This window comes from Paractinoplanes brasiliensis, assembly GCF_004362215.1.
GTDB lineage: Bacteria > Actinomycetota > Actinomycetes > Mycobacteriales > Micromonosporaceae > Actinoplanes > Actinoplanes brasiliensis.
In genome coordinates, this window is record NZ_SNWR01000002.1 from 1744591 (window position 1) to 1768397 (window position 23807).

Annotated in this window: 23 protein-coding genes; 15 read left to right on the forward strand and 8 right to left on the reverse strand. The window is 72.2% G+C overall.

Annotated features, from left to right (window positions below; genetic code table 11):
* Positions 1-54 precede the first annotated feature (54 nt).
* Entirely contained in the window at positions 55-609 is a 555-nt protein-coding gene (locus C8E87_RS39895; protein ID WP_133878526.1) for a TetR family transcriptional regulator, read from the forward strand.
* A 24-nt stretch (positions 610-633) separates the two neighbouring features.
* On the opposite strand, the gene C8E87_RS39900 is transcribed toward C8E87_RS39895, so the two are convergent.
* Positions 634-885: a type B 50S ribosomal protein L31 gene (locus tag C8E87_RS39900; RefSeq protein WP_133878527.1), complete on the reverse strand. Its 252-nt coding sequence runs from the start codon at positions 883-885 to the stop codon at positions 634-636.
* A gap of 52 nt (positions 886-937) precedes the next feature.
* A complete protein-coding gene (locus C8E87_RS39905; RefSeq protein ID WP_133878528.1) occupies positions 938-2692 on the reverse strand; it encodes a GAF domain-containing SpoIIE family protein phosphatase in 1755 nt (584 codons plus the stop codon).
* Between the two features lie 82 nt (positions 2693-2774).
* On the opposite strand from C8E87_RS39905, the gene C8E87_RS39910 reads away from it, so the two are divergent.
* The 3 genes from C8E87_RS39910 (at position 2775) to C8E87_RS39920 (ending at position 5876) form a co-directional block, all read left to right on the forward strand.
* On the forward strand, positions 2775-3392 hold the full coding sequence (locus C8E87_RS39910; protein ID WP_133878529.1) for a flavodoxin family protein: 618 nt from the start codon (positions 2775-2777) through the stop codon (positions 3390-3392).
* 79 nt (positions 3393-3471) lie between these two features.
* Complete coding sequence (locus tag C8E87_RS39915) at positions 3472-4245, forward strand: cyclase family protein (protein ID WP_133878530.1); 774 nt, start codon at positions 3472-3474, stop codon at positions 4243-4245.
* Entirely contained in the window at positions 4242-5876 is a 1635-nt protein-coding gene (locus C8E87_RS39920; RefSeq protein ID WP_133878531.1) for a thiamine pyrophosphate-binding protein, read from the forward strand. Before C8E87_RS39915 ends, C8E87_RS39920 begins: the two co-directional genes overlap by 4 nt.
* On the opposite strand, the gene C8E87_RS39925 is transcribed toward C8E87_RS39920, so the two are convergent.
* From C8E87_RS39925 to C8E87_RS39935, 3 genes are all read right to left on the reverse strand, one after another.
* Positions 5873-7249, reverse strand: coding sequence for a molybdopterin molybdotransferase MoeA (locus C8E87_RS39925; RefSeq protein ID WP_133878532.1), 1377 nt, complete (start codon positions 7247-7249; stop codon positions 5873-5875). The genes C8E87_RS39920 and C8E87_RS39925 overlap by 4 nt on opposite strands.
* A gap of 245 nt (positions 7250-7494) precedes the next feature.
* A complete protein-coding gene (locus C8E87_RS39930) occupies positions 7495-8901 on the reverse strand; it encodes an FAD-dependent oxidoreductase (protein WP_133878533.1) in 1407 nt (468 codons plus the stop codon).
* A 117-nt stretch (positions 8902-9018) separates the two neighbouring features.
* Positions 9019-9852 (reverse strand): MurR/RpiR family transcriptional regulator, encoded by an 834-nt coding sequence (locus C8E87_RS39935; RefSeq protein ID WP_133878534.1) that lies wholly within the window; start codon positions 9850-9852, stop codon positions 9019-9021.
* Between the two features lie 60 nt (positions 9853-9912).
* Between C8E87_RS39935 and C8E87_RS39940 the strand changes: the two genes are divergently transcribed.
* Both C8E87_RS39940 and C8E87_RS39945 read left to right on the forward strand, forming a co-directional pair.
* Positions 9913-10926, forward strand: a complete 1014-nt coding sequence (locus C8E87_RS39940; protein WP_133878535.1) for an ornithine cyclodeaminase family protein — start codon at positions 9913-9915, stop codon at positions 10924-10926.
* Positions 10923-12647: an aromatic amino acid lyase gene (locus C8E87_RS39945; RefSeq protein WP_133878536.1), complete on the forward strand. Its 1725-nt coding sequence runs from the start codon at positions 10923-10925 to the stop codon at positions 12645-12647. Before C8E87_RS39940 ends, C8E87_RS39945 begins: the two co-directional genes overlap by 4 nt.
* Before the next feature lie 101 nt (positions 12648-12748).
* On the opposite strand, the gene C8E87_RS39950 is transcribed toward C8E87_RS39945, so the two are convergent.
* The gene (locus tag C8E87_RS39950; RefSeq protein WP_133878537.1) at positions 12749-13729 is read right to left on the reverse strand and encodes a LacI family DNA-binding transcriptional regulator; all 981 of its coding nucleotides are present in this window, start codon (positions 13727-13729) and stop codon (positions 12749-12751) included.
* Between the two features lie 210 nt (positions 13730-13939).
* Here C8E87_RS39950 and C8E87_RS39955 point away from each other — a divergent pair, with 210 nt between their 5' ends.
* Complete coding sequence (locus C8E87_RS39955) at positions 13940-14818, forward strand: amidohydrolase family protein (protein ID WP_133878538.1); 879 nt, start codon at positions 13940-13942, stop codon at positions 14816-14818.
* Positions 14815-15309, forward strand: a complete 495-nt coding sequence (locus C8E87_RS39960; protein ID WP_133878539.1) for a cysteine dioxygenase — start codon at positions 14815-14817, stop codon at positions 15307-15309. The genes C8E87_RS39955 and C8E87_RS39960 overlap by 4 nt, the downstream gene beginning before the upstream one ends.
* A 9-nt stretch (positions 15310-15318) precedes the next feature.
* On the opposite strand, the gene C8E87_RS39965 is transcribed toward C8E87_RS39960, so the two are convergent.
* Complete coding sequence (locus C8E87_RS39965) at positions 15319-16767, reverse strand: aromatic amino acid ammonia-lyase (RefSeq protein ID WP_133878540.1); 1449 nt, start codon at positions 16765-16767, stop codon at positions 15319-15321.
* Between the two features lie 120 nt (positions 16768-16887).
* Here C8E87_RS39965 and C8E87_RS39970 point away from each other — a divergent pair, with 120 nt between their 5' ends.
* The 6 genes from C8E87_RS39970 to C8E87_RS39995 all read left to right on the forward strand — a co-directional run bounded on the left by C8E87_RS39970 (position 16888) and on the right by C8E87_RS39995 (position 21904).
* Complete coding sequence (locus C8E87_RS39970; RefSeq protein ID WP_133878541.1) at positions 16888-17901, forward strand: ABC transporter ATP-binding protein; 1014 nt, start codon at positions 16888-16890, stop codon at positions 17899-17901.
* Complete coding sequence (locus C8E87_RS39975) at positions 17898-18548, forward strand: ABC transporter permease (protein ID WP_133878542.1); 651 nt, start codon at positions 17898-17900, stop codon at positions 18546-18548. The genes C8E87_RS39970 and C8E87_RS39975 overlap by 4 nt, the downstream gene beginning before the upstream one ends.
* A complete protein-coding gene (locus C8E87_RS39980) occupies positions 18545-19201 on the forward strand; it encodes an ABC transporter permease (RefSeq protein WP_133878543.1) in 657 nt (218 codons plus the stop codon). The genes C8E87_RS39975 and C8E87_RS39980 overlap by 4 nt, the downstream gene beginning before the upstream one ends.
* 10 nt (positions 19202-19211) lie before the next feature.
* The gene (locus C8E87_RS39985) at positions 19212-20144 is read left to right on the forward strand and encodes an ABC transporter substrate-binding protein (protein WP_133878544.1); all 933 of its coding nucleotides are present in this window, start codon (positions 19212-19214) and stop codon (positions 20142-20144) included.
* Positions 20145-20214: 70 nt separating this feature from the next.
* Positions 20215-21264, forward strand: a complete 1050-nt coding sequence (locus C8E87_RS39990; protein WP_133878545.1) for an alpha/beta fold hydrolase — start codon at positions 20215-20217, stop codon at positions 21262-21264.
* A 4-nt stretch (positions 21265-21268) separates the two neighbouring features.
* Positions 21269-21904: a class I SAM-dependent methyltransferase gene (locus C8E87_RS39995; protein ID WP_133878546.1), complete on the forward strand. Its 636-nt coding sequence runs from the start codon at positions 21269-21271 to the stop codon at positions 21902-21904.
* Between the two features lie 3 nt (positions 21905-21907).
* Here C8E87_RS39995 and argG read toward each other — a convergent pair whose 3' ends face one another.
* Positions 21908-23323 (reverse strand): argininosuccinate synthase, encoded by a 1416-nt coding sequence (gene argG, locus C8E87_RS40000; protein WP_133878547.1) that lies wholly within the window; start codon positions 23321-23323, stop codon positions 21908-21910.
* Between the two features lie 142 nt (positions 23324-23465).
* Between argG and C8E87_RS46570 the strand changes: the two genes are divergently transcribed.
* Complete coding sequence (locus C8E87_RS46570) at positions 23466-23597, forward strand: hypothetical protein (RefSeq protein WP_275409014.1); 132 nt, start codon at positions 23466-23468, stop codon at positions 23595-23597.
* The last annotated feature ends 210 nt before the right edge of the window (positions 23598-23807 follow it).

Here is a 23807-nt window from a genome sequence, read left to right on the forward strand (position 1 = left end):
ACTACGCTAGCAGCCGATGACACAGTGAGCCATCACTTTGTTAGGGTGAGGGACATGGCGAGATGGGATCCGGGGGCGGAGGATCGTTTGCGGAAGGCCGCGCTCGAGCTGTTCCGGGAGCAGGGCTACGACGCCGTCACGGTCACCCAGATCGCCGAGCGGGCCGGCCTGACCCGGCGCTCGTTCTTCCGGTACTTCCCGGACAAGCGCGAGGTGTTCTTCGCGGGCTCCGACCAGCTGCCGCCCGCGATGGCCGACGCGGTACGGGCGGCCGGCGGCGATGTGTTCGCTGCCGTGGCCGAGGTCGGCGCGCGGATGGTCGAGGTGATCGACCAGCCCGCCGAACGCCGGGCGATCATCGACGGCAGCACGGAACTGCAGGAACGGGAGCGCACAAAAATGGCCGCCGTGACGGCGGCCGTCGAGGGGGTCTTGCGCGAGCGCGGGGTGGATGCCGTACGGGCCCGGTTGCTGGCCCAGACCGGGGTGGTGGTCTTCCAGAACGCCTATGCGCAGTGGCTGGGATCGGGGACGCCGTTTCCGGAGGCCGTCCGCGCGGCCACCACGGCCATCCGCGAGGCGATGGACGGAAAAGGCCCGGCATCCTGAGGATGCCGGGCCCGTGAGAACCCGTTACTTCGAGAACTTGGCGTACTTGGCGCGGAACTTCTCGATGCGGCCGGCGGTGTCGAGCACCCGCGTGCGGCCGGTCCAGAACGGGTGGCTCGCCGCCGAGATCTGCACGTCGATCACCGGGTAGGTCTTCCCGTCCGGCCACTCGACGGTCTTGTCGCTGCGCTCGGTCGAACGCGTGAGGAACGCGTAGTCGGCGTTGCGGTCGCGGTACACGACGGAGTGGTAGTCGGGGTGGATGCCGTTCTTCATGTCTCTGTCCTCCTTCAGGAGATCGACGGCTACAACCTCCCCGCTGCCGTGGTTATTTCCCCGGGACGCGGACGGCGAGCAGGGCCACATCGTCCTCGTGCTTGTTGCCGGTCAGCCGGGTGAACACCTCGTCGAGCAGGGCGGGCAGGGGCGCGGTGGTGAGCCCGGTCAGCACGTCGCGGAGCTGCCGCTTGCGGTCGTCGAGCAGGTCCGTACGGGTCTCGACCAGCCCGTCGGTGAAGAACAACACCGTCGAACCGGGCGGGAGCGTACGGGTGTGGTTGGTGCGCGGCCAGCGGCCCGGCACGCCGAGCAGGATGTCGCGTCCCGTGAGCGTGTCGACCGTGCCGTCCGCCGCGAGCAGCAGGGGCGACGGGTGCCCGGCGTTGGCCCACTGCAGCCGATGGCCGGTGGCGGTGGACAGCACGTACGCCAGGATCGCGGTGGCCGGGGTGTTGTCGCTGAGCAGCTGCATGGCGCCGTCGAGGCGGCGCAGCAGGGCCGACGGCGGCTCGTGCCGGTCGACGACGAACGCGCGCAGCATGCTGCGGAGCCGGCCCATCTGTCCCGCCGCCCGCATGTCGTGGCCGGTGACGTCGCCGACGACCAGGGCCAGGTGATCGGGGGCGACCCGCACGGCGTCGTACCAGTCGCCGCCGACGTGCTCGCCGCGGGCAGCCGGCTCGTACCGGGCGGCCAGCTCGAGCGGGGCGGCCGGGGGAAGGTCGCTGAGCATGGCCTGCTGCAGCAGCTCGGCGACGCGCTCGCGGGAATCGAGGTAGTCGGCCCGTTGCAGGGCCTGCCCGATGTAACCCGCCAGGGCCGCCAGCACCGCCTGGTCGAAGACGTCGAGCTCGTACGGCTGTTTCCAGACGAACGTCAGGGCGCCGATCGGGCCGGACGGGCCGGGCAGCGGCACGCTCACCCCGGACTGCCAGCCCATCTCGCGGAACGTGCCGGCCGCGTCGGGCGTGTGCTCGTGCACCGCGGCCAGGTCGGGCAACAGGACCGGCCGGCCGGCCACGGCGGCCAGCGCGGAGGGGGTGCGGGCCGTTGCGGGGTAACGGTTCCACCGGTCCGCAACGCCCGGCGGCAGGGTGTCACCCGAGCGCAGGCTGATCCGGCCGGCGGGGTCGATCAGCGAGATGCCCACGTAGTCGGGATCGAGGCTGCCGACGACGAGCTCGCGGACCGCCGCCGTCACGTCGGCGACCGTGCTGGTGTCGGCGAGCGTGCTGCTGGCGCGCAGCAGCAGCTGGGTGCGGTCGAGGGCGACCGCGGCGACCCGCTCGCGGCGCGTGGCGGCGTGGGTGGCGATCCGCAACCGCAGGCTGTCCGAGCAGGCCGCGGCCAGGTCGGCGAGCAGCTCGAGCTCACCGGTGGTCCACCGGCGGGGCTCGGTGTCGATCGCGCACAACGAGCCGAGCACCAGGCCGTCGGCGTCGGTCAGCGGCATCCCGGCGTAGCCCACCACGCCCAGGTCGGTGATGGCCGCGTTGCCGGCCACCCGGGGGTCGCTGCGCGCGTCGGTCACGACCAGCGGCCGGCCGCTGATGACGACGTGCCGGCAGAAGGAATGCGACAGCGGTGTCTGCCGCTCGCCCATCCACGGTTCGCCCAGGCCGCAGGCCCCGGGGAACACCTGCCGCCGTTCGTCCACCAGCGACACCAGCGCGACCGGGACGTTCAGGACCTTACGGACCATCGCGGTGAAACGGTCGAACGCCGGGTCGGCCCGGGGGCCCAGCCCGGTGCGCGCCAGCGCATCCAGCCGCGCCGGATCGTCGAGGCCTCCGGCGTCGGTCATGCCCGAACCGTACAGGCGTTTCAGAGCGCCACGGCCGGGCACCCCAGCCAGAGTCGTGTTTGATCAATCCGAGGTGGCGGCGATGCCTGATTCCCGTACGTTGCGAGCACTGGTGCTGGGCTGTTCCCTGAAGTCCGGGCAGCAGGAGTCCAGCAGTGAGCTGCTCGGCCGGCAGATCCTCGACGCGCTGGCCGACCACGACGTGGAGGGCGAGGTCGTCCGCGTCGTCGACCACGGCATCAAGTTCGGGGTGAGCACCGACGAGGGCGGCGGGGACGGGTGGCCGGGCGTACGGGAGAAGGTTCTCGCCGCCGACATCCTGGTGATCGCGACGCCCATCTGGATGGGGCAGCCGGCCAGCGTGGCCAAGATGGTGCTCGAACGCCTCGACGCCGAGCTGTCCGAGACCGACGACCGGGGCCGGCCCTCGATGTGGGACAAGGTGGCCGTGGTCGGCGTCGTCGGCAACGAGGACGGCGCCCACCACGTGATCGCCGAGGTGCTCCAGGCCCTCAACGACGTCGGCTTCACCGTCCCGGCCAACGGCGGGGCGTACTGGGTCGGCGAGGCGCTGGGCAAGGTCGACTACAAGGACGCCGGCCCCAAGCCCGACACCACCGGCGCCGCGGTCAAGACGCTCGCCGTCACCGCGGCCCACCTGGCGCACGCCCTGGTCGCGAACCCCTACCCGGCCGAATAGGGCATTCGGGCTCCCCCGCGGGCCACCGGTCGCCGTAGGCTCTGGGCAACGTGGCGGTGATCACAGGGGTGGAGTGACGATGGGTGTTCTGCGGGAGCTCGTGACGGCGATCCGGACCGGCTCGATCGAGGTGGTCGACCTGACGGCGCCGCTGTCCAGCGAGACGCCGATCCTGAAGCTGCCGCCGCCGTTCGCCGACACCATCACGTTCGGCCTCGAGGAGATCAGCCGGTACGACGACCGCGGTCCCGCCTGGTACTGGAACAACATCCACACGGGCGAGCACACGGGCACCCACCTCGACGCGCCGGTGCACTGGGTGACGGCCAAGGACGGGGAGGACGTCTCGCAGATCGCCCCGCCCAAGCTGGTCGGGCCGGCCGCGGTCATCGACGTGTCCGGCCGGGTGACGGCCGATCCCGACTTCCTGCTCGAGGTCGAGCACGTGCGCGAGTGGGAGGCGCAGCACGGGCCACTGCCCGAGGGCGGGTGGCTCCTGGTCCGTACGGGGTGGGACGCGCGCTCCAACGACCAGGCCGCATTCCTGAACGCCGACGACACCGGCCCGCACACGCCGGGCATCTCGGTCGCGTGCGCCAAATGGCTGGCCGAGGAGGCGCCCGTGATCGGGGTCGGCGTCGAGACCGTCGGCACCGACGCGGGGCAGGCGTACGGGTTCGACCCGGCGTTCCCGTGCCACTCGTACGTGCTCGGGGCGGGCAAGTACGGCCTGACCCAACTGCAGAACCTGGCCACGCTGCCCCCTTCCGGGGCGGTCGTGATCGCCGCTCCGCTGCCGATCGTCGGCGGCTCGGGCAGCCCGGCGCGTGTGCTGGCCCTGGTCGAGCGGTGACCACTGTCGCCGAGGTGGTCGGCGCGACGCTGGCCAAGCTGGGCGCCCGGCACGTGTTCGGCGTGGTCGGCAGCGGCAACTTCCACGTCACCAACGCGCTGGTCGAGCACGGCGCCCGCTTCGTCGCGACGCGGCACGAGGCGGGGGCGGCCACCGCGGCCGACGCGTACGGGCGGGTCAGTGGCCGGGTGGGCCTGGTCAGCGTGCATCAGGGCTGCGGGCTGACCAACGCGATGACCGGGATCGCCGAGGCGGCCAAGAGCCGCACCCCGATGCTGGTGCTGGCGGCCGAACCCGCGGCCACGGCGCTGCGGTCGAACTTCCGCGTCGACCAGGACGCGCTGGCCCGGGCGGTCGGCGCCTCCAGCGAGCGGGTGCACAGCGCGGCCACTGCGGTTGCCGACACCGTACGGGCGTGGCGGCTGGCCACCAGCGAACGGCGTACGGTCGTGCTGAACCTGCCGCTGGACGTGCAGGCGGCGCCGGCCGGGATGACCGAGCCGCCGGCCCCCGTCGCCGTGGAGCACCCGCAGGCCAACGACGACGCGGTCGCAGCCCTGGCGGCCCTGCTCGCGTCGGCGGAGCGGCCCGTGTTCATCGCGGGCCGGGGAGCGGTCAACGCCCGTGACCCGCTGTCGTCGCTGGCCGGGGCGTGCGGGGCGCTGCTGGCCACCTCTGCCGCGGCGAAAGGCCTGTTCAACGGCCTGCCGTGGAACCTCGACGTGTCGGGTGGGTTCGCCACTCCCCTGGCCGCCGAGCTGATCGCCGCGGCCGACGTGGTGGTGGGCTGGGGCGCCTCGCTGAACATGTGGACCACCCGGCACGGCGCCCTGGTCGGCCCGTCCACCACAGTCGTGCAGGTCGACCTCGACCCGTCCGCGCTGGGCGCGCACCACCGCGTCGACCTGGGCATCGTCGGCGAGGCCGGCAGCACCGCGCGGGCCGTGCGCGCGGCCCTGCCCGGTCGCAACCTCGGCTACCGGACTCCCCGCGTCCAGGAGAAGATCGTCTTCCGGGGCCGCTGGCGGGACGTCTCTTACGACGACGACGGCGACGACAAGCACATCGACCCGCGGACCTTCAGCATCGCCCTCGACGACCTGCTCCCCCGCGAGCGTGTGATCGCTGTCGACTCGGGCAACTTCATGGGCTACCCGTCGATGTTCCTGACCGTTCCCGATCAGCGCGGGTTCTGCTTCACGCAGGCGTTCCAGTCGGTCGGGCTGGGTCTGGCGTCGGCGCTCGGGGCGGCGCTGGCGTCGCCGGAGCGGGTGCCGGTGGCGGCCTGCGGGGACGGCGGGTTCCTGATGAGCATCGCCGAGCTGGAGACCGTACGCCGGCTCGGGCTGGGCATGCTGATCGTGGTCTACAACGACGAGGCGTACGGGGCCGAGGTGCACCACTTCGGGCCGCACGGTCATCCGCTGTCGACGGTGACGTTCCCCGAGACCGACCTGGCCGCTGTCGCCCGCGGGTACGGCTGCGCCGCGGTCACCGTGCGTCACCCGTCCGACCTGGCGCCGGTCGCTGCCTGGCTGACCGGGCCGCGCGACGTGCCGATGGTGGTGGACGCGAAGGTCGCCGCGGGCCGCCCGTCGTGGTGGCTGGAGGAGGCGTTCCGCGGGCACTAAGGCAGTTCGAGGCGGGGTGCCGGGTCGCCGTCGCGCCAGTGGTCGGGCAGCACAGCGAGGGCGTCGGCGGCGGCCACGGCGGCCAGCCCGGCCGAACCCCCCGGAGGCAGCAGCATCCCGTCGCGAACCGGCACGATCCGCACGGCGCCGGGCACCAGCTTGGCGGCGCCGCTGACCGGAACGGCCGGCAGGGTCACCGGCGGGCGTCCGGCCAGAGCGTTCAGCAGCGGTTCGAGCAGGGTCAAGACCGAGACCAGACCCGCGTACGGGTTCCCGGGCAGGCTGACGACCCAGCGCCCGCCGGGCCGGGCGGCCAGGCCCTGCGGATGACCCGGGCGGCACGCCACCCCCCGGACGTGCCAGTCGGCGTCCCGCTCGTCGAGCAGCGCGTGCAGGTGGTCGGCGGCGCCGGCGGAGGACGATCCGCTGACCACCACCACGTCGGCGCCGGCGGTGTCGAGGGCGGCGGCCAGCTCGGCCGGGTGGTCCCTGACATGCCGTACGGCGTGCAGCACCCCACCCGCGCGGGCGGTGACGGCGTCGACGATCCCGGTGAAGCTGTCCCGCACCTGCCCCGGCCCCGGGCGCCCGCCGAGCACGACCTCGTCCCCGGTGACCAGCAACGTCACGGTCGGCCGCCGGCGCACGCGGACATGCTCGACACCGGCCTGCACGGCCGCGGCGACCCTGGTGGCGGTCATGGTCTCCCCCGCGGGCACGATCACAGCCCTTGCCCGCACGTCGTCCCCGGCGCGACGGATGTGGCTGCGCGGCCCGCGGGCGCCGTGGACGACGCCGCCGCCGACGTGGCAGTCCTCGTAGGGCAGCACAGCGTCGGCGTTCCCGGGGACGGGCGCGCCGGTCGCGATCTCGGCAGCCGTGCCCGGCCGGAGCCGGACAGCCGAAGCAGCGCTCGTAACAAGTGGGGCGGCGGCATCGGCCGCGTCGGGTCCGGCGCCGGGATGGGCGGCTTCGGTCGTACCGGGCCGGGCGCCGGGGTGGGGAGTGGCCTTGGCCGTGTCGGGTCGGGCGCCGGGGTGGGCAGTGGCCGCGACGGGCACCGCCTCGATACCCGATTTGTCCGACATCGAGTGGGACCCGGCCTCCCGGCCCGCCCTGTCCATCGGGCCCGCCAGGACGAGGCCGACGACGGTCCACGGGCCGGGGCCCGCCACCGCGTAGCCGTCCATCGCCGCCGAGTCGAAGGCCGGGACGGGTGTGACGGCGCGGACCGGCTCGGCGAGGGTGCGGCCGCGCGAGTCCTCTACCGGCACCGTCTCGGGCGGGAGGGCGGTCGGCAGGTCACGGGCGGCCGCGTACGCGTCGGCCCACGCGAGCCCGACCACGGACGGACGCTGCTTGGTCAGGGGCATCGGCACAGTACACGGCCGTGCGGTGTCGGAGGTGTGCCGGCTCGGCGGCGGCGATGCGACCAAAAGCTCACTTCCTCCACCGCCACCGTTGTGACGTCGTCGGGACCCGTCGGTCCCAACATGCCACCTCCCGGCGCCGTTCGCCGTGCGCAAGGCCCCATCGTCATCGGTCAGGGTCGCTCACGGAGCCGAGGACGATGTCGCCGGCACCCGTCAGTCCCACCGCCGTCATCGGCCAGAGGCACTCAGGGTGCCGAAGGCAGGGTCGCCGCGAGCTCTTCGCGGGTGGGGCCGGGGTGCGGCGCGGGCCGCCAGCCCGAGGCGAACAGGGCGCGGGCCTGCGGTTCAACCTCGTCGAGGGTGCCCGGCAGCGCCTCCATCGCCATGTACGGCCCGACCACCCGCAACAGCGACGGGTCCTGCTCGGAGGCCTTCATGATGAGGTCGCTCGGCAGCCTCCGGGTCACGTCGACGTCGCCCCCGTTCCAGCGGCGCAGCAGATCGGTGTCCCAATAGACGTGGTCGGAGAACCACGGGCGCACGTCGGACAGGCACCACTCGTCAAAGGCGAGCGCCACCGCTGCCGGGTCGTCCGGATACTCGTCGAGCAGCCGCAGCAGGGCCACCGCTTGCTGGAAGGCGACCGCGACGCCCCGCCCAGCCGACGGATTGGTCGTGCACACCGTGTCGCCCACGTGCAGCAGGCCGGGCAGCGCGACCCGGCCCTCGGCGTCGAGCTGACCCCGGTACGTGTTGTAGAGCCGCCCGCCGGGCAGAACCGGTGTGATCGGCGTGCTGCGTCCCGGATCGACCCACGCGGCCAGCGCCGGGACGGCCATGGCGGCGGCCTGGAACGCCTCGGGGAAGCGGAGCGCCCCGAAGCGGCGGTCGTCGGCGGGCCGGATGAACAGGGCCGAGAACGTGCGCCGGTCGTGCAGGAAGACCGCGATCAGATAGCCGGTCAGGGTCTGGATGATGCCGACGGGCGCGTTCATCGGGCCCGGCTCCGCTCCGGGGAGCAGCGCGTACTGCCGGGACACGTACGCCAGGCCGCAATCACCGCCCTCGGCCGGGGCGCGCAGGTCGGCGGCGATCCGCGAGGCCCGGCCCGACGCGTTGATCACCAGGTCGGCGGGCAGATCGCGGCCGTCGACCCGCAGACCGGCCGCACGCCCGCCCGAACGCATATCGGCCGCACGTTCACCGGAGCGCAGACCGGCCGCACGCTCACCGGAGCCCGGACCCGCCGCACGCCCACCGGAGCCCAGCACGTCGTCGACGTGGCCCTGGACCAGCGTCACCCCGGGTTCGGCGGCAGCGAACCCGCGCAGCGCCCGCTCGAACACCGCACGCCGGCAGCGCAGGGCCGCATGGGGCGCGGGCTCCCCGTCACCGCCGCGGAACACGATCCGTTCGGCGCCGGCGTCCTCGAGCGCGGTGAGCGCCTCGGGCATCTCGGCCTGCAGCGCCTGGGCGATCTGCGGCCGGAAGCCGTGCGGGTGGTGGAACTGCATCACCCCGCGGCGCTCCCAGCTGCCATCGGCGGCCGGGCCCGCGTCGCGGTCGGCCACCGTCACCCGATGGCCGCGGCGGGCCAGGGCGACCGCCATGAACAGGCCGGTCGGCCCGGCGCCCGCGACTGCCACATCCATGGCGCCGAGAGTAGGCCCGCACCCCGGCGGCGGCCTGCCTACGTCACAAATCCGACCTCGTGAGGGCCCGGCGCGACCAGCGGGGCGGCTTGCTCCCGGGCGGGCGACGCGCGCCGGTCAGTAGGCCCAGCGATCCACCAGCGTTTCGTGGGCTTCGAGCCTCCGCTGCGTACGCTCCGGGTCGGTGCCGGCGATGGCGTCGAGCAGGCTGATCGCCAGCACCACCACGGCCGCGTGGGAGTCGAAGACCAGGCCGGTGCCGACGGGCGCGACGAGCAGCACATCCACCTCGGCGGCGAACGGCGCGAGCGGGCTGTCGGTGACGCACACGGTGGCCAGGCCGAGCTGCCGGGCCAGCCGCAACGCCTCGACCGTAGCCGCCGGGTAGCGCGGCATCGCGAACACCAGCACCGCCGAGGCGCCCCGGTGCCGCAGCTCCAGCAGGGTGTCGTCGAGGCAGGCGGCGTCGGTTTCCACCTGCACTCCCGGCAGCACGCGGCGCGCGAAGTAGCCGAAGTAGCCGGCCAGCGCCGCCGACGCCCGCAGACCGATCACCCCGAGCGGCGAAGTGGCGGCCAGGAGGCGTACGGCGGAAGTCATGAGGTCGCCGTCGAGAACGCGTCTCACGGCGGCGAGGTTGGCCACTTCGAGGTCGACGGCGCTGTGCCGGTCGGGGACGTCGCCGTCGCGGGAGAGCACGACCTGCCGCATGGCCGCCCGGAACTCGGGGTAACCGGCGAAACCGAGGGCGGTCGCGAGGCGGGTGACGGTCGGCTGGGAGACCCCGGCGCGCTCGGCGATCTCGATCGTCGACAGGAACGCCACGTCGGGGAACATGCCGAGCATCCGCTGCACGATCTGGCGCTGGGTGGGCGAGAGCCGGTGGCGCTGGGCGAGGTCGAGCAACCAGTCCTCGGCCCGGCCGGTGTCGAGGCGATTCTCCAGCGTCATAGGGCCGCCCATGCTTGTGAGCTGAATACTTCGAAACACCAAGGCTATAGGGTGCATTACATGATTCACACGCTCTGGATCCGGTTTCTCAACGGCGCCGACATCGACGCGCTGGCCATCACGCCGGCCGAGGTGATCACGGCCGTCGAGAACGTCGTCGCGGCGCACGGCCGGGGCGAGACCGTGTTCGAGCCGCGGACCCACCTGGTGCCCAACAACGGCGGGACCGGGCATTTCAACGTCCTGCGCGGGCACGTCGACACGCTGGGCGAGCGGGGGCTGAGCGGGGTCAAAGTGGTCGGTGACTTCGTGCCGAACTACCAGAAGGGCCTGCCCAGCGAGCTCGCGCTGATGAACGTGTACGACCCCGCCACCGGCGTCCCGCTCTCGATCATGGATGCCACGTGGATCACCGAGGTGCGTACCGGGGCCATGACCGCCGTCGGCGCGAAGCACCTGGCCCGTCCCGGCTCCCGGATCCTCGGGCACGTGGGCGCGCGGGGCACGGCGTTCGCCAACGTGACGATGCTCGACAGCCTGTTCCCCCTCGAAGAGATCCGGGTGACCAGCCGCCGGCCCGAGTCGCGCGAGGCCTTCGCGGATCGGCTGCGGGAGGCGACCGGCACCCCCGTACGGGTGGTCGCCACGGCCGACGAGGCTTTCGACGGCGCCGACATCCTGGTCGAGGCGTCCCGCCTGGAAGAACCGGCCCCGCTTCTGCGCACGGCGGCGGTCAAGCCGGGCGCGTTCGTCGTGCCCTACGGCACCGTCAGCGCCGTCGAACTGGACCTGCTCGACGTGATGGACAAGGTGGTGGTCGACGACTGGCGCGAATCACAGTCCGGACGTTTCGGGGCGTTACGCGCGCACGTCGACACCGGGCGGCTGAGCGAGCAGACGCTGTACGCGCAGATCGGCGAGATCGTGAGCGGCCGGAAACCGGGACGCGAACGGCCCGACGAGCGCATCCTGTTCTGGCACCGGGGGCTCTCGATCCTCGACGTCGCGCTCGCCCACCTCGTCCTGACCCGTGCCGAAGCCGCCGACGCGGGCACAATGCTGCGCGACCGATGACCCCCGATTTCCCCGTACGCCGTGACGAGCGCGCCGATTCCGGGCCCGCCGATCTTCCCGTACGCCGTGACGAGCGCGCCGATCTTCCCGTACGCCGTGTCGAGCGCCCGGACGACCTGGATCGCTCAGTCATCGAGCGGGTCGCGCGGGGCGAATGCCGCGTCGAGCTCGCCCCCGGCCTGATCGACGCACTCGCCGAGAGCCGCCGCGCCACGCTGCACGACCTCGAGGGCAGGACGGTGTACGGCGTCAACACGGGCATGGGCGCGCTGGCCGGGGTTCGCCTGAGCGCCGAGGCCCAGGCCGCCCACCAGGACACCCTCATGGTCGGGCGCGCGGTCGGCTCGGCGCCCTGGCTCCGCCGCGAACAGGCCCGCGCGGTGCTGGCCGCACGTCTGCGCACGTTCCTGCACGCTTCCGCCGGGGTCTCCCCCGGTTTGTGCCAGGCCCTCGCGGACCTGCTCAACGCCGACGTGATCCCAGCGATCCCGGCGCGCGGCAACGGCGCCGCCGGCGAGATCATCCCGCTCGCCCACGCCGGAGCGGTCCTCAACGGCACCGGCCACGTGCTGAGCACCAACGCCCTCCCCTGCCGCTCGCACGACGACCACCCGTCACACGGCCGCTCGCACGACGGCCACCCGTCACACGGCCGCTCGCAGGACGACCACCCGCCACACGCCCGCTCGCAGGACGACCACCCGCCACACGCCCGCTCGCAGGACGACCACCCGCCACACGCCCGCTCGCAGGACGGCCATTCGCAGGGCTCCCGCTCGTTGGACGGCCTCGACTGCGTCGACGCCGCTGAGGCGCTCGCCGCGGCCGGCCTGTCGCCGCGGCCGTTCGGACCCAAGGAGGGCATCGCGTTTCTGGAAGGCGTGCCTGGGCTCACCGGCCTGGCCGTCCTTGCGAGCGACGCCGCGCGAGTGCTGATCAGGCAGATCGTCGTCGTGGCGGCCGCCTCGCACGATGTCGTGCGCGCGAGCCGGGATCCGCTGCACCCGGCCCTGGCCGACAGCGGCGAACTGCGCACGATCCTGCACGAGCTGAGCAACCTGCGGGGCGAAACCGCCGCCGGAGCGCTGCAGGCCCCCGTCTCGTTCCGCGTAACCGCGCCCGCCCTCGCCGTAGCACTCCGGGCCACCGACGCGCTCGACGCCGCCGTCGACCGCGCCCTCGACGCGGTCACCGACTCCCCCGCGCACCTCGACGGCGGGTTCGTCGGTACGTTCGGCTTCGCCGGCACCGACCTCACCGCGGCTGTGTCCACGCTTACCACCGCCCTGATGCACCTGGCCGAACTCGGCGCCGCACGCCTGCACCGCCTGCTCGACCCGAACCTGACCGGCCTCAACCGGCAATTGTCGGAATCTCCCGGCCTGCACGCGGGCATGGCAACCGTGCACAAACGCGCAGTCGGCGTCACCCACCGGTTGCGGCGCTTCGCCGTTCCTGCCCTGTCCGGCGCGATCGAGACGTCCCTGGGCCAGGAGGACATCCAGAGCTTCGGCTTCGAGGCCGCCGAATGCCTGGACGAGGTCATCGCCGGCCTGCGCGAGGTCCTGGCCTGCGAAATGCTCGCAGTGATCCAGGCCGGCCGGCTCGGCGGCCCGGCGCGACTCCCCGAGTTCGACGCCCTGCTCCCACCGGGCGCCGCCGACCGCCCGTGGGGCCGAGACCTCGAGAAGATCGTGGCCGCCCTTCTGGAACCCCGCTGAAACAGGTCCAGAACGCAATGCGGGCGCGTCGGCGCGCTTCGGGCGCGGCGCCGGGTCAGGAGCCGCGCCCGTCGGTGGTAGCCCGGCGGCGGTAAACGGGTTCAGACCGCGCTGGTGGAGCCGCGGACGACCAGGTCCGGGCGGAACAGCGGGATCCCGCCGGGGTTCTCCAGCTGGTTCACCGCGGCCTCGACGATGGCGTCCTCGTCCCACGCCATGGTGGTGAGGCCCGGCTCGACCAGAACCGCCAGCTGATGGTCGTCGTAGCCGACCACGGACAGGTCCTCGGGGATGCGCAGGCCCTCGTCGCGGGCGGCACGGTAGACCGCGAACGCCAGCGAGTCGCTGAGGCAGAACACCCCGGTCGGCCGGGCCGAGCCGGCCAGCAGGTCCGAGACGACCTCGACAGCCTCGGCCGTGGCCGCCGGCGCCGCGATGGCCACCAGGTCGATGCCGAGCGCGTCGGCGATCTCGGGCGCGAGCAGCTGCGCCGGGCGCCCGGGGGTCGACGGCAGAGCGGGCACGAGCAGCCCGACCCGGCGATGTCCCAGCTCGGCCAGGTGGGCGAGGGCGGTCCTGACCCCGTACGCGTTGTCGAAGAGCACGCTGCCGGAACCGGGCCGGTTGGTCAGCGCGTCCCCGATGGACACCACGTTGACCTCAGGCCCGAGCAGCTGCCAGTAGTCGGCGGTGGGGTCGACCGGCGAGACCAGCGCCCCCTCGACACGCTGCGCCGCGAACTGCTCGACGATGCGGCGTTCCAGCTCCGGGTCGGCGTCCGCGTCCGCTATCGTCGCGAACCGCCCTCCGCGCCGCAGGGCCCGGGTGAGCAGCACCGAGAAGTCCTGCTGCCACAGGTCACGCAGGGAGCCGGAGACCCCGACCCACCCCGTACGCCCGCTGGCCAGCGCCCGTGCGATCGGGTCGACGGTGTAACCCATCTCGTCGGCCAGCTGCCGCACCCGCAGGATCGTGGCCTCCGACCCGCGCAGCCCCCGTAACGCGTACGAGGTGGCGGCGAGCGACAGCCCCGCGGCGGTCGCCAGGTCCTGCAGGGTCCGCCGCCCCTGCTGCCGTGACATCGGCCGAATGTAACACCGCCGCTCCACCGCCCGGTTCACGCTGCGGTGAGGCGTCCAGAACGGCCGCCGAGTTGTGCTGGAACGTCGCCTCGGTGTCGAGGTGCGCGACGGGGGTAACGGTCCGGCGGCTGAGACCGTCTTGCGAACTGGCGAGTTAAGCGCTTCACTTCTCTCATGAGTGAAGCGCTTCCCTCCTCGCAAGCTGGGGCGATGTTGGTGGACTGCCATCAGCATCTGTGGCCGGCGCGGCTGGTCGAGGCGCTGCGCCGGCGGCGGACGCACCCGTATCTGCGGGGCTGGACGCTGCACCTGGAGGGCGAGGACCCGTACGAGGTCGATCCCCGCGATCACGACGTCGAGCTGCGCCGGGCCACCGAGCCCGCCGACCGGGTCTTGATCTCGCTCTCCAGCCCGCTCGGCATCGAGCACCTGCCCGCCCATGACGGGGCCGAGCTGATCGACATCTGGCATGAGAGCGCGCTCGAGCTGGGCGAGCCGTTCCACGTCTGGGCCGCCGCCGGGGTGCGCGAACCCGATCCGGACGCGCTGGCCAAGGCGCTGCGGGAGGAGCGGGTCGCCGGGCTGCAGCTGCCGGCCACCGCGCTCGCCGACCCGCAGGGCATCGCCCGGGTGGGGCCGCTGCTCGACGAGGCCGTCAAGGCGGACAAGCCGGTGCTCGTTCACCCCGGCCCGGCCCCCGCGTGCGGTCCGGGCCTGCCCGCGTGGTGGCCGGCCCTGGTCCCGTACGTGTCGCAGCTGCACCAGGCCTGGCTGGCGTGGCACGTGGCGGGCCGCAAGGACGTGCGCATCGGGTTTGTCGCGCTGGCCGGTCTGGCCCCGCTGCACCACGAACGCCTGGCCGCGCGCGGGGGCAAACTCGGCGCGCTCGACCGCAACGTGTTCTACGAGACCTCTTCCTACGGCACCCGCGCGATCGACGCCCTGATCCGCGTGGTCGGTGTGGACCCGCTGGTGTCCGGTTCGGACCGCCCGTACGCGGAAGCCACCGACCCGGACCTGGGCGCGGCCTTCGCCCATGCCCTGTTCACCGCCAACCCCCACCACTTCCTGACAGGAGAAGCGCGATGACCGTTCTGCCGGCCCTGCCCGGTCGGGTTCTCCAACCGCACGAGCTGAAGAACTGGGTGACCGAGCTGGCCGGGCGGCCCGAGCTGTGGGAACACCTGGTCAGGCACGACACGGGCCGCCGGCACTACGCGTCGCTTCACCGCGACAGCGACGTGGACGTCTGGGTGCTGTGCTGGAACGTCGCCGACGACACCGGCTGGCACGACCACGACACGTCGTCGGGCGCGGTCGCGGTGACCCGGGGCGCGGTCACCGAGGCCACCCCGCGCATGGGTGGCGAGCCGGTGACCCGGGTGGTCGAGGCGGGCCGGTCGTTCGCGTTCGGGCCCGACCACATCCACCGGATGGGCGGCGCGGTCGACGGGTCGGTGTCGCTGCACGCGTACTCGCCGCCGCTGTGGCGCATGGGTCAGTATTCGATCAGCCCGTCGGGGGTGCTGCGCCGTAAAGCAGTGAGTTACGCGGACGAGCTCAGGCCCATCGACGAGTAGGGAGGCGGCCTACGCGGTCAGGCCCATCGAGGAGTAGTCGAGCACGGCGCCGAGCCGTGGCAGCAGGCCGGCGCCCCGCTCCAGGTCGATGCCGAGCGGCCGGTCGTCCTCGGACGGGTCGAGCGCCTCGTCGGCCATCTCGTACGCGTCGCGCAACGGCCCGACGGTGAGCCGGCCGGGGGCCATCCGCAGAGCCCGTACGGCCGCCACCAGCTCGGCCGCGAGCAGCGTGGGAGCGAGCTGGGTCATCGTCCGCAGCGACCGGGCGCCCTGGGTGGCGAAGCTGGCGTGTTCCTCCAGCCCGAGCGAGATGCTCAGGGTGCCGGCCGCGGTCGGGGTCATGCCGACACGGATCTCGGTGAGCAGGTCCTGCACGACGTACTCGCTGATCATCAGGCCGGAGCTGCCCGCCGGCCCGGACGCCAGGAACGCGCGCAGGCCGGTCAGGTCGGGGCGCATCAGCAGCCCGAGCCGCGCGGTCGACAGCGACAACACCGGCAGGAACGCGCCGCGGGCGGCGTCGAGCCCGGAGGCCAGCGTCGCCGTGTGGAACTGACCGTGGTGAAGAACACCCTCGGGGGTCACGAGCGGGTTCTCGACGGCCGCGTTGATCTCGCCGGTGAGCACGTCGTCGAGTGTCCGGGCGGCGTGGATGGCCGGGGCCGTGACCTGCGGCAGCACGCGCAGGCCGAACGGGTCCTGGATGCGGACCGGCGCGGCCGCCCCCGCCACGAGCCGGCTCATCAGCCGCGCGACCTCGACCTGGCCGGGATGCGCCCGGTTGCGGTGGACCGCGATGTCGTACGCCTCCGGGTTGCCCCGCAGCGCCAGGAAGCTCAGCGCGGCCACCACCACGGACGCGCGCAGCTGGCTCTGCATCCGTTGCAGCGCCAGCGCGGCCGTCCCCACGGTGAGCGCGCTCGAGCTGATCAGCGGGAGCGCGTCGGTGGCGTCGATGGTGGTGGTCGGGCCCTTGCCGTTCTGCCAGGGCCGTTCGCCGGCCAGGGTCAGCCCCAGCTCGGCCAGGGCGGCCAAGTCGGCCGTGCCGATGGCGCCCCACGAGTGGAGGGTCGGCACGGCGCCGTCGCGCAGCGCCTCGGCCAGAGCCTCGGCCACCCGTGGTGAGATGCCGGAGCCTCCGGCGAGGATCTGATTGAGCCGTACGGTCATGGCCGCGCGCGCCGTGACGTCGTCCTCGACCGGTCCGACCGCGGCACAATGGCTGCGGAGCAGGCGCAGCCCGCGCTCCTCGTCGTTGGCGCGCTCGTGCCTGTTGGCGCCGACCCCGGTGTTCGCCCCGTAGACTGCGCCGTGCGCCCGGGCGTGCTGCAACAGCGCGTTACTTTCCCCGACCCGACGCAGGGCGGCCGCCTCGACCTCGACCCCACATCGACCGGAAGCGATGGCCACGAGACCACTGATCGTCAGGTTCGCCCCGTCGAGCCGTTCTGCCTGCATGGCGCCACCTATGACACGTGTTACCGAACCGTAAAGGCCGCCCCGAGGCCGTTGACATTCTATTCACTACCCCTGAAGCATGAATAGCCATATTCATCTTCCGTTCGCCGCAGGAGCGCCATGATCACATTCGACGACGTCGTGAAGGTCTATCCGGGCGGCAGCACCGCGGTCGACCACGTGTCGCTCGAACTGCCGACCGGGAAGATGACGGTCCTGGTCGGCCCGTCCGGCTGCGGCAAGACCACCAGCCTTCGCATGATCAACCGTATGATCAGCCCCACATCGGGCCGCGTCCTGATCGACGGCGACGACATCGCGGGTAAGGACGAGGCCCTGCTGCGCCGCGGCATGGGCTATGTGATCCAGCACGCGGGGCTGTTCCCGCACCGTACGGTCCTCGACAACGTCGCCACCGTGCCGGTGCTGCTGGGCAAGACCCGCCGCGAGGCCCGCAAGGCGGCGCTGGGCCTGCTCGAACGGGTCGGCCTGTCCGAGGAGTTCGCCAAGCGGTACCCGGCGCAGCTCTCCGGCGGCCAGCAGCAGCGGGTCGGCGTGGCCCGGGCGCTCGCCGCCGACCCGCCCATCATGCTCATGGACGAGCCGTTCAGCGCGGTCGACCCGGTCGTACGCGAGGGCCTGCACCGCGAGTTCCTGCGGCTGCAGCAAGACCTCGGCAAGACGATCGCCATGGTGACGCACGACATCGACGAGGCGATCAAGCTCGGCGACGTGGTGGCGATCTTCCGTCAGGGTGGCAAGCTGGCCCAGGTCGGCACCCCCGAGGAGCTGCTCACCGCCCCCGCCGACGACTTCGTGGCCGAGTTCGTCGGACGTGACCGCGGCATCCGCAGCCTGTCCTTCACCACGGCCGCCGATCTGCCGGTCGCCGACCTGCCGGGCACGCTGGCGCTCGACGACGCGGGCCGGCCGACGGGCTGGATCCTGGAGTCGGGCCGGGTCGCCCCGACCGGCGGCACATTCACCTCGGCCGACTCGCTGCGGCTGGTGACCGACCTGGCGATCAGCTCCCCGGTCGGCATCGCCGTGCGCGTCAACGAGGAGGGCAAGGCCGACGGCGTCGTGCCCCACCACGACCTGGCCGACTACCTGGCGGCACGACGCAGCTCATGATCACTTACCTGTCGAACAACTCCGACACCGTGCTGGCCGCGCTGCGCCAGCACATCGCGCTCGCGCTGATCCCCGTGCTGCTCGGCTTCCTGATCGCGCTGCCCATCGGCTACCTCGGCGTACGGTTCCCCTGGCTCTACCATCCCCTGATCAACGTGGCCGGCGTGCTCTACTCGATCCCGTCGCTGGCGTTGTTCGTCTTCCTGCCCGTGGTGCTCGGCACAAAGATCCTGTCGCCACTGAACATCGTGGTCGCGCTCACCATCTACACCGTCGCGCTCATGGCCCGTACGGTGGCCGACGGCCTTCGCTCCGTCGACAGTCTGGTCACCGAGTCCGCCACAGCCATGGGTTATCGCCGTACGCGCCGGCTCTTCGACGTCGAACTGCCCGTCGCGCTGCCGGTCATCCTGGCCGGCCTGCGGGTCGCCACGGTCAGCAACATCAGCCTGGTCAGCGTCGGCGCCCTGATCGGCATCGGCGGTCTCGGGCAGCTGTTCACCCGCGGCTTCCAGCTGTTCTACATCGAGCCGATCCTGGTCGGCATCATCCTGTCGGTGCTGCTGGCCGGCATCGCCGACCTGATCATCGTGCTGATCCAGCGGGCGGTCACGCCGTGGACCCGCGTGCAGGGAGGCCGGGCGTGAACCTCACCTACCTGTTCGACCCGGCGCACTGGGACTTCTCGTCCGGCAGCATCCCGCAGCTGATCCTGTCCCACCTGTGGTACGTGCTGCTCGCGCTGGCGCTCGGCACTGTCATCGCGCTGCCGGTGGGGCTCTACATCGGGCACACCGGCCGCGGCTCGTTCATCGCCATCAACGCCGGCAACGCCGGCCGGTCGCTGCCCACGCTGGGCCTGCTCATGCTGATGGTGACCCTGCTCGGCCTGGGACTGCTGCCGGTGCTGATCGCGCTCACGGTGCTGGTGATCCCGCCGATCCTGACGTCCGCGTACGCGGGTCTGCGCACCCTCGACCAGCGGGTGGTGGACGCCGCGCGGGGTGTCGGCATGCGGCCCCTGCAGGTGCTGTTCCGGGTGGAGCTGCCGATGGCGCTGCCCGTGCTGATGAGCGGTTTCCGCAGCGCCGCCCTGCAGGTGGTGGCGACCGCGACAGTGGCCGCCGCGGTCGGCCTCGGTGGCCTCGGCCGCCTGCTGATCGACGGCCTGGCCGTCAACGACTACTCCCGAGTGCTGGCCGGCGCCATTGTCGTCGCGGTGCTGGCTGTCCTGCTCGACCTGGTCCTGGCGCTCGCGCAGCGCTGGATCGTCTCGCCCGGGCTCCGGGCATCCAAGTGAAAGGTCCCTCATGAAACTCTTCAAGCGACTCAGCGCGGTGGGCGCCGCCGTCGCCATGGCCGTGACGCTGACCGCGTGCGGTTCCGGCGACGACCCGCTGGCCGACGACAACTCGGGTGCCAGCTCCGCTCCCGGCACCATCACGATCGGCTCGGCCAACTTCGCCGAGAGCGAGCTGCTGGCCGAGATCTACGCCCAGGCCCTCGAGGCCAAGGGCGTCACGGTCAAGCGGCAGTTCAACATCGGCGCCCGTGAGCTGTACCTCAAGGCGTTGCAGGACGGCTCGATCGACCTGCTCCCCGAGTACAACGGCGCCCTGCTCGCGGCGCTTTCGCAGGGCGGCGCGCCCGAGGGTGTGAGCAAGCCGGAGGACGTGCTGGGCGCCCTCAAGAAGGTGCTGCCGTCCGGCACCGAGGTGCTGGAGCAGTCGGCCGCCGAGGACAAGGACACGCTCACCGTGACCGCGGAGACGGCGTCCAAGTACAACCTCAAGACGATCGACGACCTCAAGCCCGTCGCCAAGGACCTCGTGATCGGCGCCGGCCCCGAATGGCAGGAGCGCTACCAGGGTCTCAAGGGCCTCAAGGAGCTGTACGGCATCGAGTTCAAGGAGTTCAAGCCGCTCGACGCCGGTGGCCCGCTGACCGTGAACGCCCTGATCAAGAACCAGATCCAGGTCGGCAACATCTTCTCGACCGACTCGTCGATCACGGTCAACAAGTTCGTCGTGCTCGAGGACACCAAGAACCTGTACCTGGCCGAGAACATCATCCCGCTGATCCGCAGCTCGGCCAACAACCCGACGGTGACCGGGGCCCTGAACGCGGTGTCGGCCAAGCTGACGACCGAGAACCTGACCGCCACGCTGGCCAAGGTGCAGGTCGACAAGCAGGACACCCCCGCGGTGGCCAAGGGCTGGCTGACCGAGAACGGCCTCGTCTGACCGTCCGACCGCACAACCGACGCCGCCCGGGCTCATCCCGGGCGGCGTTTCTCTTTGCGACAATCGCGGGATGCGGCAGCGGCTCGGACGGGTGCGGCTCGCCGACGGCACCACGGTGGCGTACGCGTCGGCCGGGGCCGGGCGGCCGCTCGTCTATGTGATGGGATGGCTCTCGCACCTCGAGCTGAGCTGGGAATCGGCTGCCGAGCGCGGGTTCTACGAGGCCCTGTCCCGGGGGGCACGGCTGGTGCGGTACGACCGGGCGGGGTGCGGGCTCTCGGCGGGTCCGGCCAGGACGCCGTCGCTCGCGTACGAACTCGAGCAGCTCGACGCGGTGACGGCGACGATCGGCGAGCCGTTCGACCTGATGGGGACGTCGATGGGGGCTCCCGTGGCGGTGGCGTGGGCGGCCACGCGTCCCGAAACCGTACGGCGGCTGGTGCTCTACGGCGGGTGGGTCCGTGGGGCCGAGCTGGCGACTGAATCCGTACGGGAAAATGTCCTGGGGCTGATCGAGGCGCACTGGGGTCTCGGGTCGAACGTGCTGACCGACATCTTCGCCCCGGATGCGGACCGGGCGATGCGGGCCGAGCACGGTCGTTATCAGCGCGCGTGTTCGAGCGCGGCGACCGCGCGGGCGTTGCTGGCCCTCAGCTACGACCTCGACGTCAGCCCGCATCTGCCGCACGTGACAGCGCCGACGCTGGTGGTTCACCGCACCGGGGACCGGGCCGCTCCGGTGGCGCAGGCCCGCGCGCTGGCCGAGGGCATCACGAACGCCGAGCCGGCGCTCCTGCCGGGACGGTCCCATTTGCCGTACGCGGGTGACCATGACCAACTCGTCCGGGTGGTTCGCCGCTTCCTCGGGTTGCCTGTCGCCCGGCGCCGTGCCGACGGGCTCACCGCGCGGCAGCGTGAGGTGGCCGAGCTGATCAGTCACGGGTGCACCAACCGCGAGATCGCGGCGCGTCTGGGCATCGACGAGCGCTCTGCCGAGGGGCACGTCGAGCGGATCCGGTTACGCCTGGGGTTCCGGTCGCGGGCCCAGATCGCGGCCTGGTTCACCGCACAGTGGGGTATTTCCCCGCCTGACCCGGCCCCCGGCGGCGGTCCACGATGAGGGCATGACCGTTTTCGAGGCGCACCGCGGGCGGGGAGCGTTCAACGCCGCGTTCTTCCGGGTGATGGGGCCCTACATCGAGTTCCACGTGCGGCATCGCAAACGACGGGTGTTCGCGGGGCTTCCCCGTACGGTCGTGGAGCTCGGCTCCGGCGTCGGCGCGAACCTGCGCTACCTGGAACCGGGGTCGACGCTGGTGGCGATCGAGCCGAACCCGGCCATGCACCGGCCGTTGCGGGCGGCCGCCGGACGCCGCGGGGTGGAACTCGATCTGCGGGAGCGGCCGGCCGAGGACACGGGTTTGCCGGACGGCAGCGCCGACGTCGTGATCTCGTCGCTGGTGCTGTGCACGGTGAGCGACCCGGCCGGGGTGCTGGCCGAGGTCCGCCGGGTCCTGCGGCCGGGTGGCACGTTCCGCTTCGTCGAGCACGTCGCCGCCCGGGACGGCACCCCGACCCGGGCGTTGCAGCGGGCCCTGCGCCGGCCGTGGGCGTGGACGTTCGAGGGGTGCTCGTGCGAACGTGACCTGGCCGCCCTGGTGCGGGCGGCCGGGTTCACCCGGGCCGAGATCGAGCCGTACCGGCTGCGCTCGCCCTTCGTCACGTTCAACCCGCAGATCGCGGGTGTCGCCCACGTGTAGCGGTCAGTCGGTGCCGGACTCCATGGCGGCCTGGTCGAGCAGGTCGTCGTTGCCGGGAGCGGCCGCGCCCCGCGAGGCGATCTCCTCAGCGCCGCCGGCGGGCAGCGCGCCGACCAGGCCCTGCGGGCTGCCGACCATGCCGAGCTGGGCGTACTGCTCGAGCTTGGCCCGGCTGTCGGCGATGTCGAGGTTGCGCATCGTCAACTGGCCGATCCGGTCGGCCGGGGCGAACGCCGGCGTCTCCGTACGCTCCATCGAGAGCTTGTCGGGGTGGTAGCTGAACGCCGGGCCGGTCGTGTTGAGCACCGAGTAGTCGTCGCCGCGGCGCAGGCGCAGCGTGACCTCGCCGGTGACCGCGTTGCCGACCCAGCGCTGCAGGGCCTCGCGCAGCATGAGCGCCTGCGGGTCGAGCCAGCGCCCCTCGTACATGAGCCGGCCCAGCTTGCGGCCGTCGTTGTGGTAGCTGGTGACCGTGTCCTCGTTGTGGATGGCGTTGACCAGCCGCTCGTACGCGATGTGCAGCAGCGCCATGCCGGGCGCCTCGTAGATGCCGCGGCTCTTGGCCTCGATGATCCGGTTCTCGATCTGGTCGGACATGCCCAGGCCGTGGCGGCCGCCGATCGCGTTGACCTCGAGCACCAGGTCGACCGCGGAGCCGAACTCCTTGCCGTTGACCGTGACCGGGCGGCCCTCGGCGAAGCCGATCGTCACGTCCTCGGTGGCGATGTGCACCTCGGGATCCCAGAACCGGACACCCATGATCGGGTCGACCAGCTCGATGCCGTTGTCGAGATGTTCGAGGGACTTGGCCTCGTGGGTGGCGCCCCAGATGTTGGCGTCGGTCGAATACGCCTTCTCGGTGGAGTCGCGGTAGGGCAGGTCGCGGGCGAGCAGCCACTCGCTCATCTCCTTGCGCCCGCCGAGCTCGGTGACGAAGTCCTTGTCGAGCCACGGCTTGTAGATGCGCAGCGACGGGTTGGCGAGCAGCCCGTAGCGGTAGAAGCGCTCGATGTCGTTGCCCTTGAACGTCGAGCCGTCACCCCAGATCTGCACCCGGTCTTCCAGCATGGCCCGCACGAGCAGGGTGCCGGTGACGGCGCGGCCCAGGGGCGTGGTGTTGAAGTAGGTGCGGCCGCCCGACCGGATGTGGAAGGCGCCGCAGGCCAGGGCGGCAAGCCCCTCCTCGACGAGGGCCGACCGGCAGTCGACGAGGCGGCCCAGCTCGGCGCCGTACGCGATGGCGCGCTCGGGCACCGAGGTCACGTCGGGCTCGTCGTACTGGCCGATCTCGGCGGTGTAGGCGCAGGGCACGGCGCCCTTTTCCCGCATCCACGCGACCGCTACCGACGTGTCGAGGCCACCGGAGAACGCGATGCCGACCCGTTCGCCGACCGGGAGAGAAGACAGAACCTTGGTCACGGGTTAGATTATGCACCACAACGCATTTTCATGCGAACTCGCCACCCCGGTCGCCTCGCTTCGGCCCTTCGGGTCTTTGGTCCCGGACGTACGGGGTCTTCTCCCCTGCCACCGCGTACGGGGTGTGCGGTGTGCTTGAGACATGACCAGGAAACATGTGATCGCGTTCGGGGTGTCGGCCGCGTTTCCGCTGTTCGGGCTGGCGGCCACGGTTGCCGGGGTCGCGGTGCTGGCCAAGGCCGGAGCCGTCGCCGTGGTACGACGCCTGAAGTGAGACCAGGCTCGGCGGCGCCACTGCGCCGGCTCCCCGGCCCAACGACTCGGCCGCCGCGGTTCCGGTCCCGCGGCGGCCGGCAAACCTCCCGCCGTACGGGGACGAGTGGTGCGGCCCGGAGTTGTCCACAGTGGCGGCGAGCAGTCACGCTCCTGTGGACAACTCCGGTCGCCGGGCTTGACATGACGTAGGGTCACCCCCGCCGGTCTG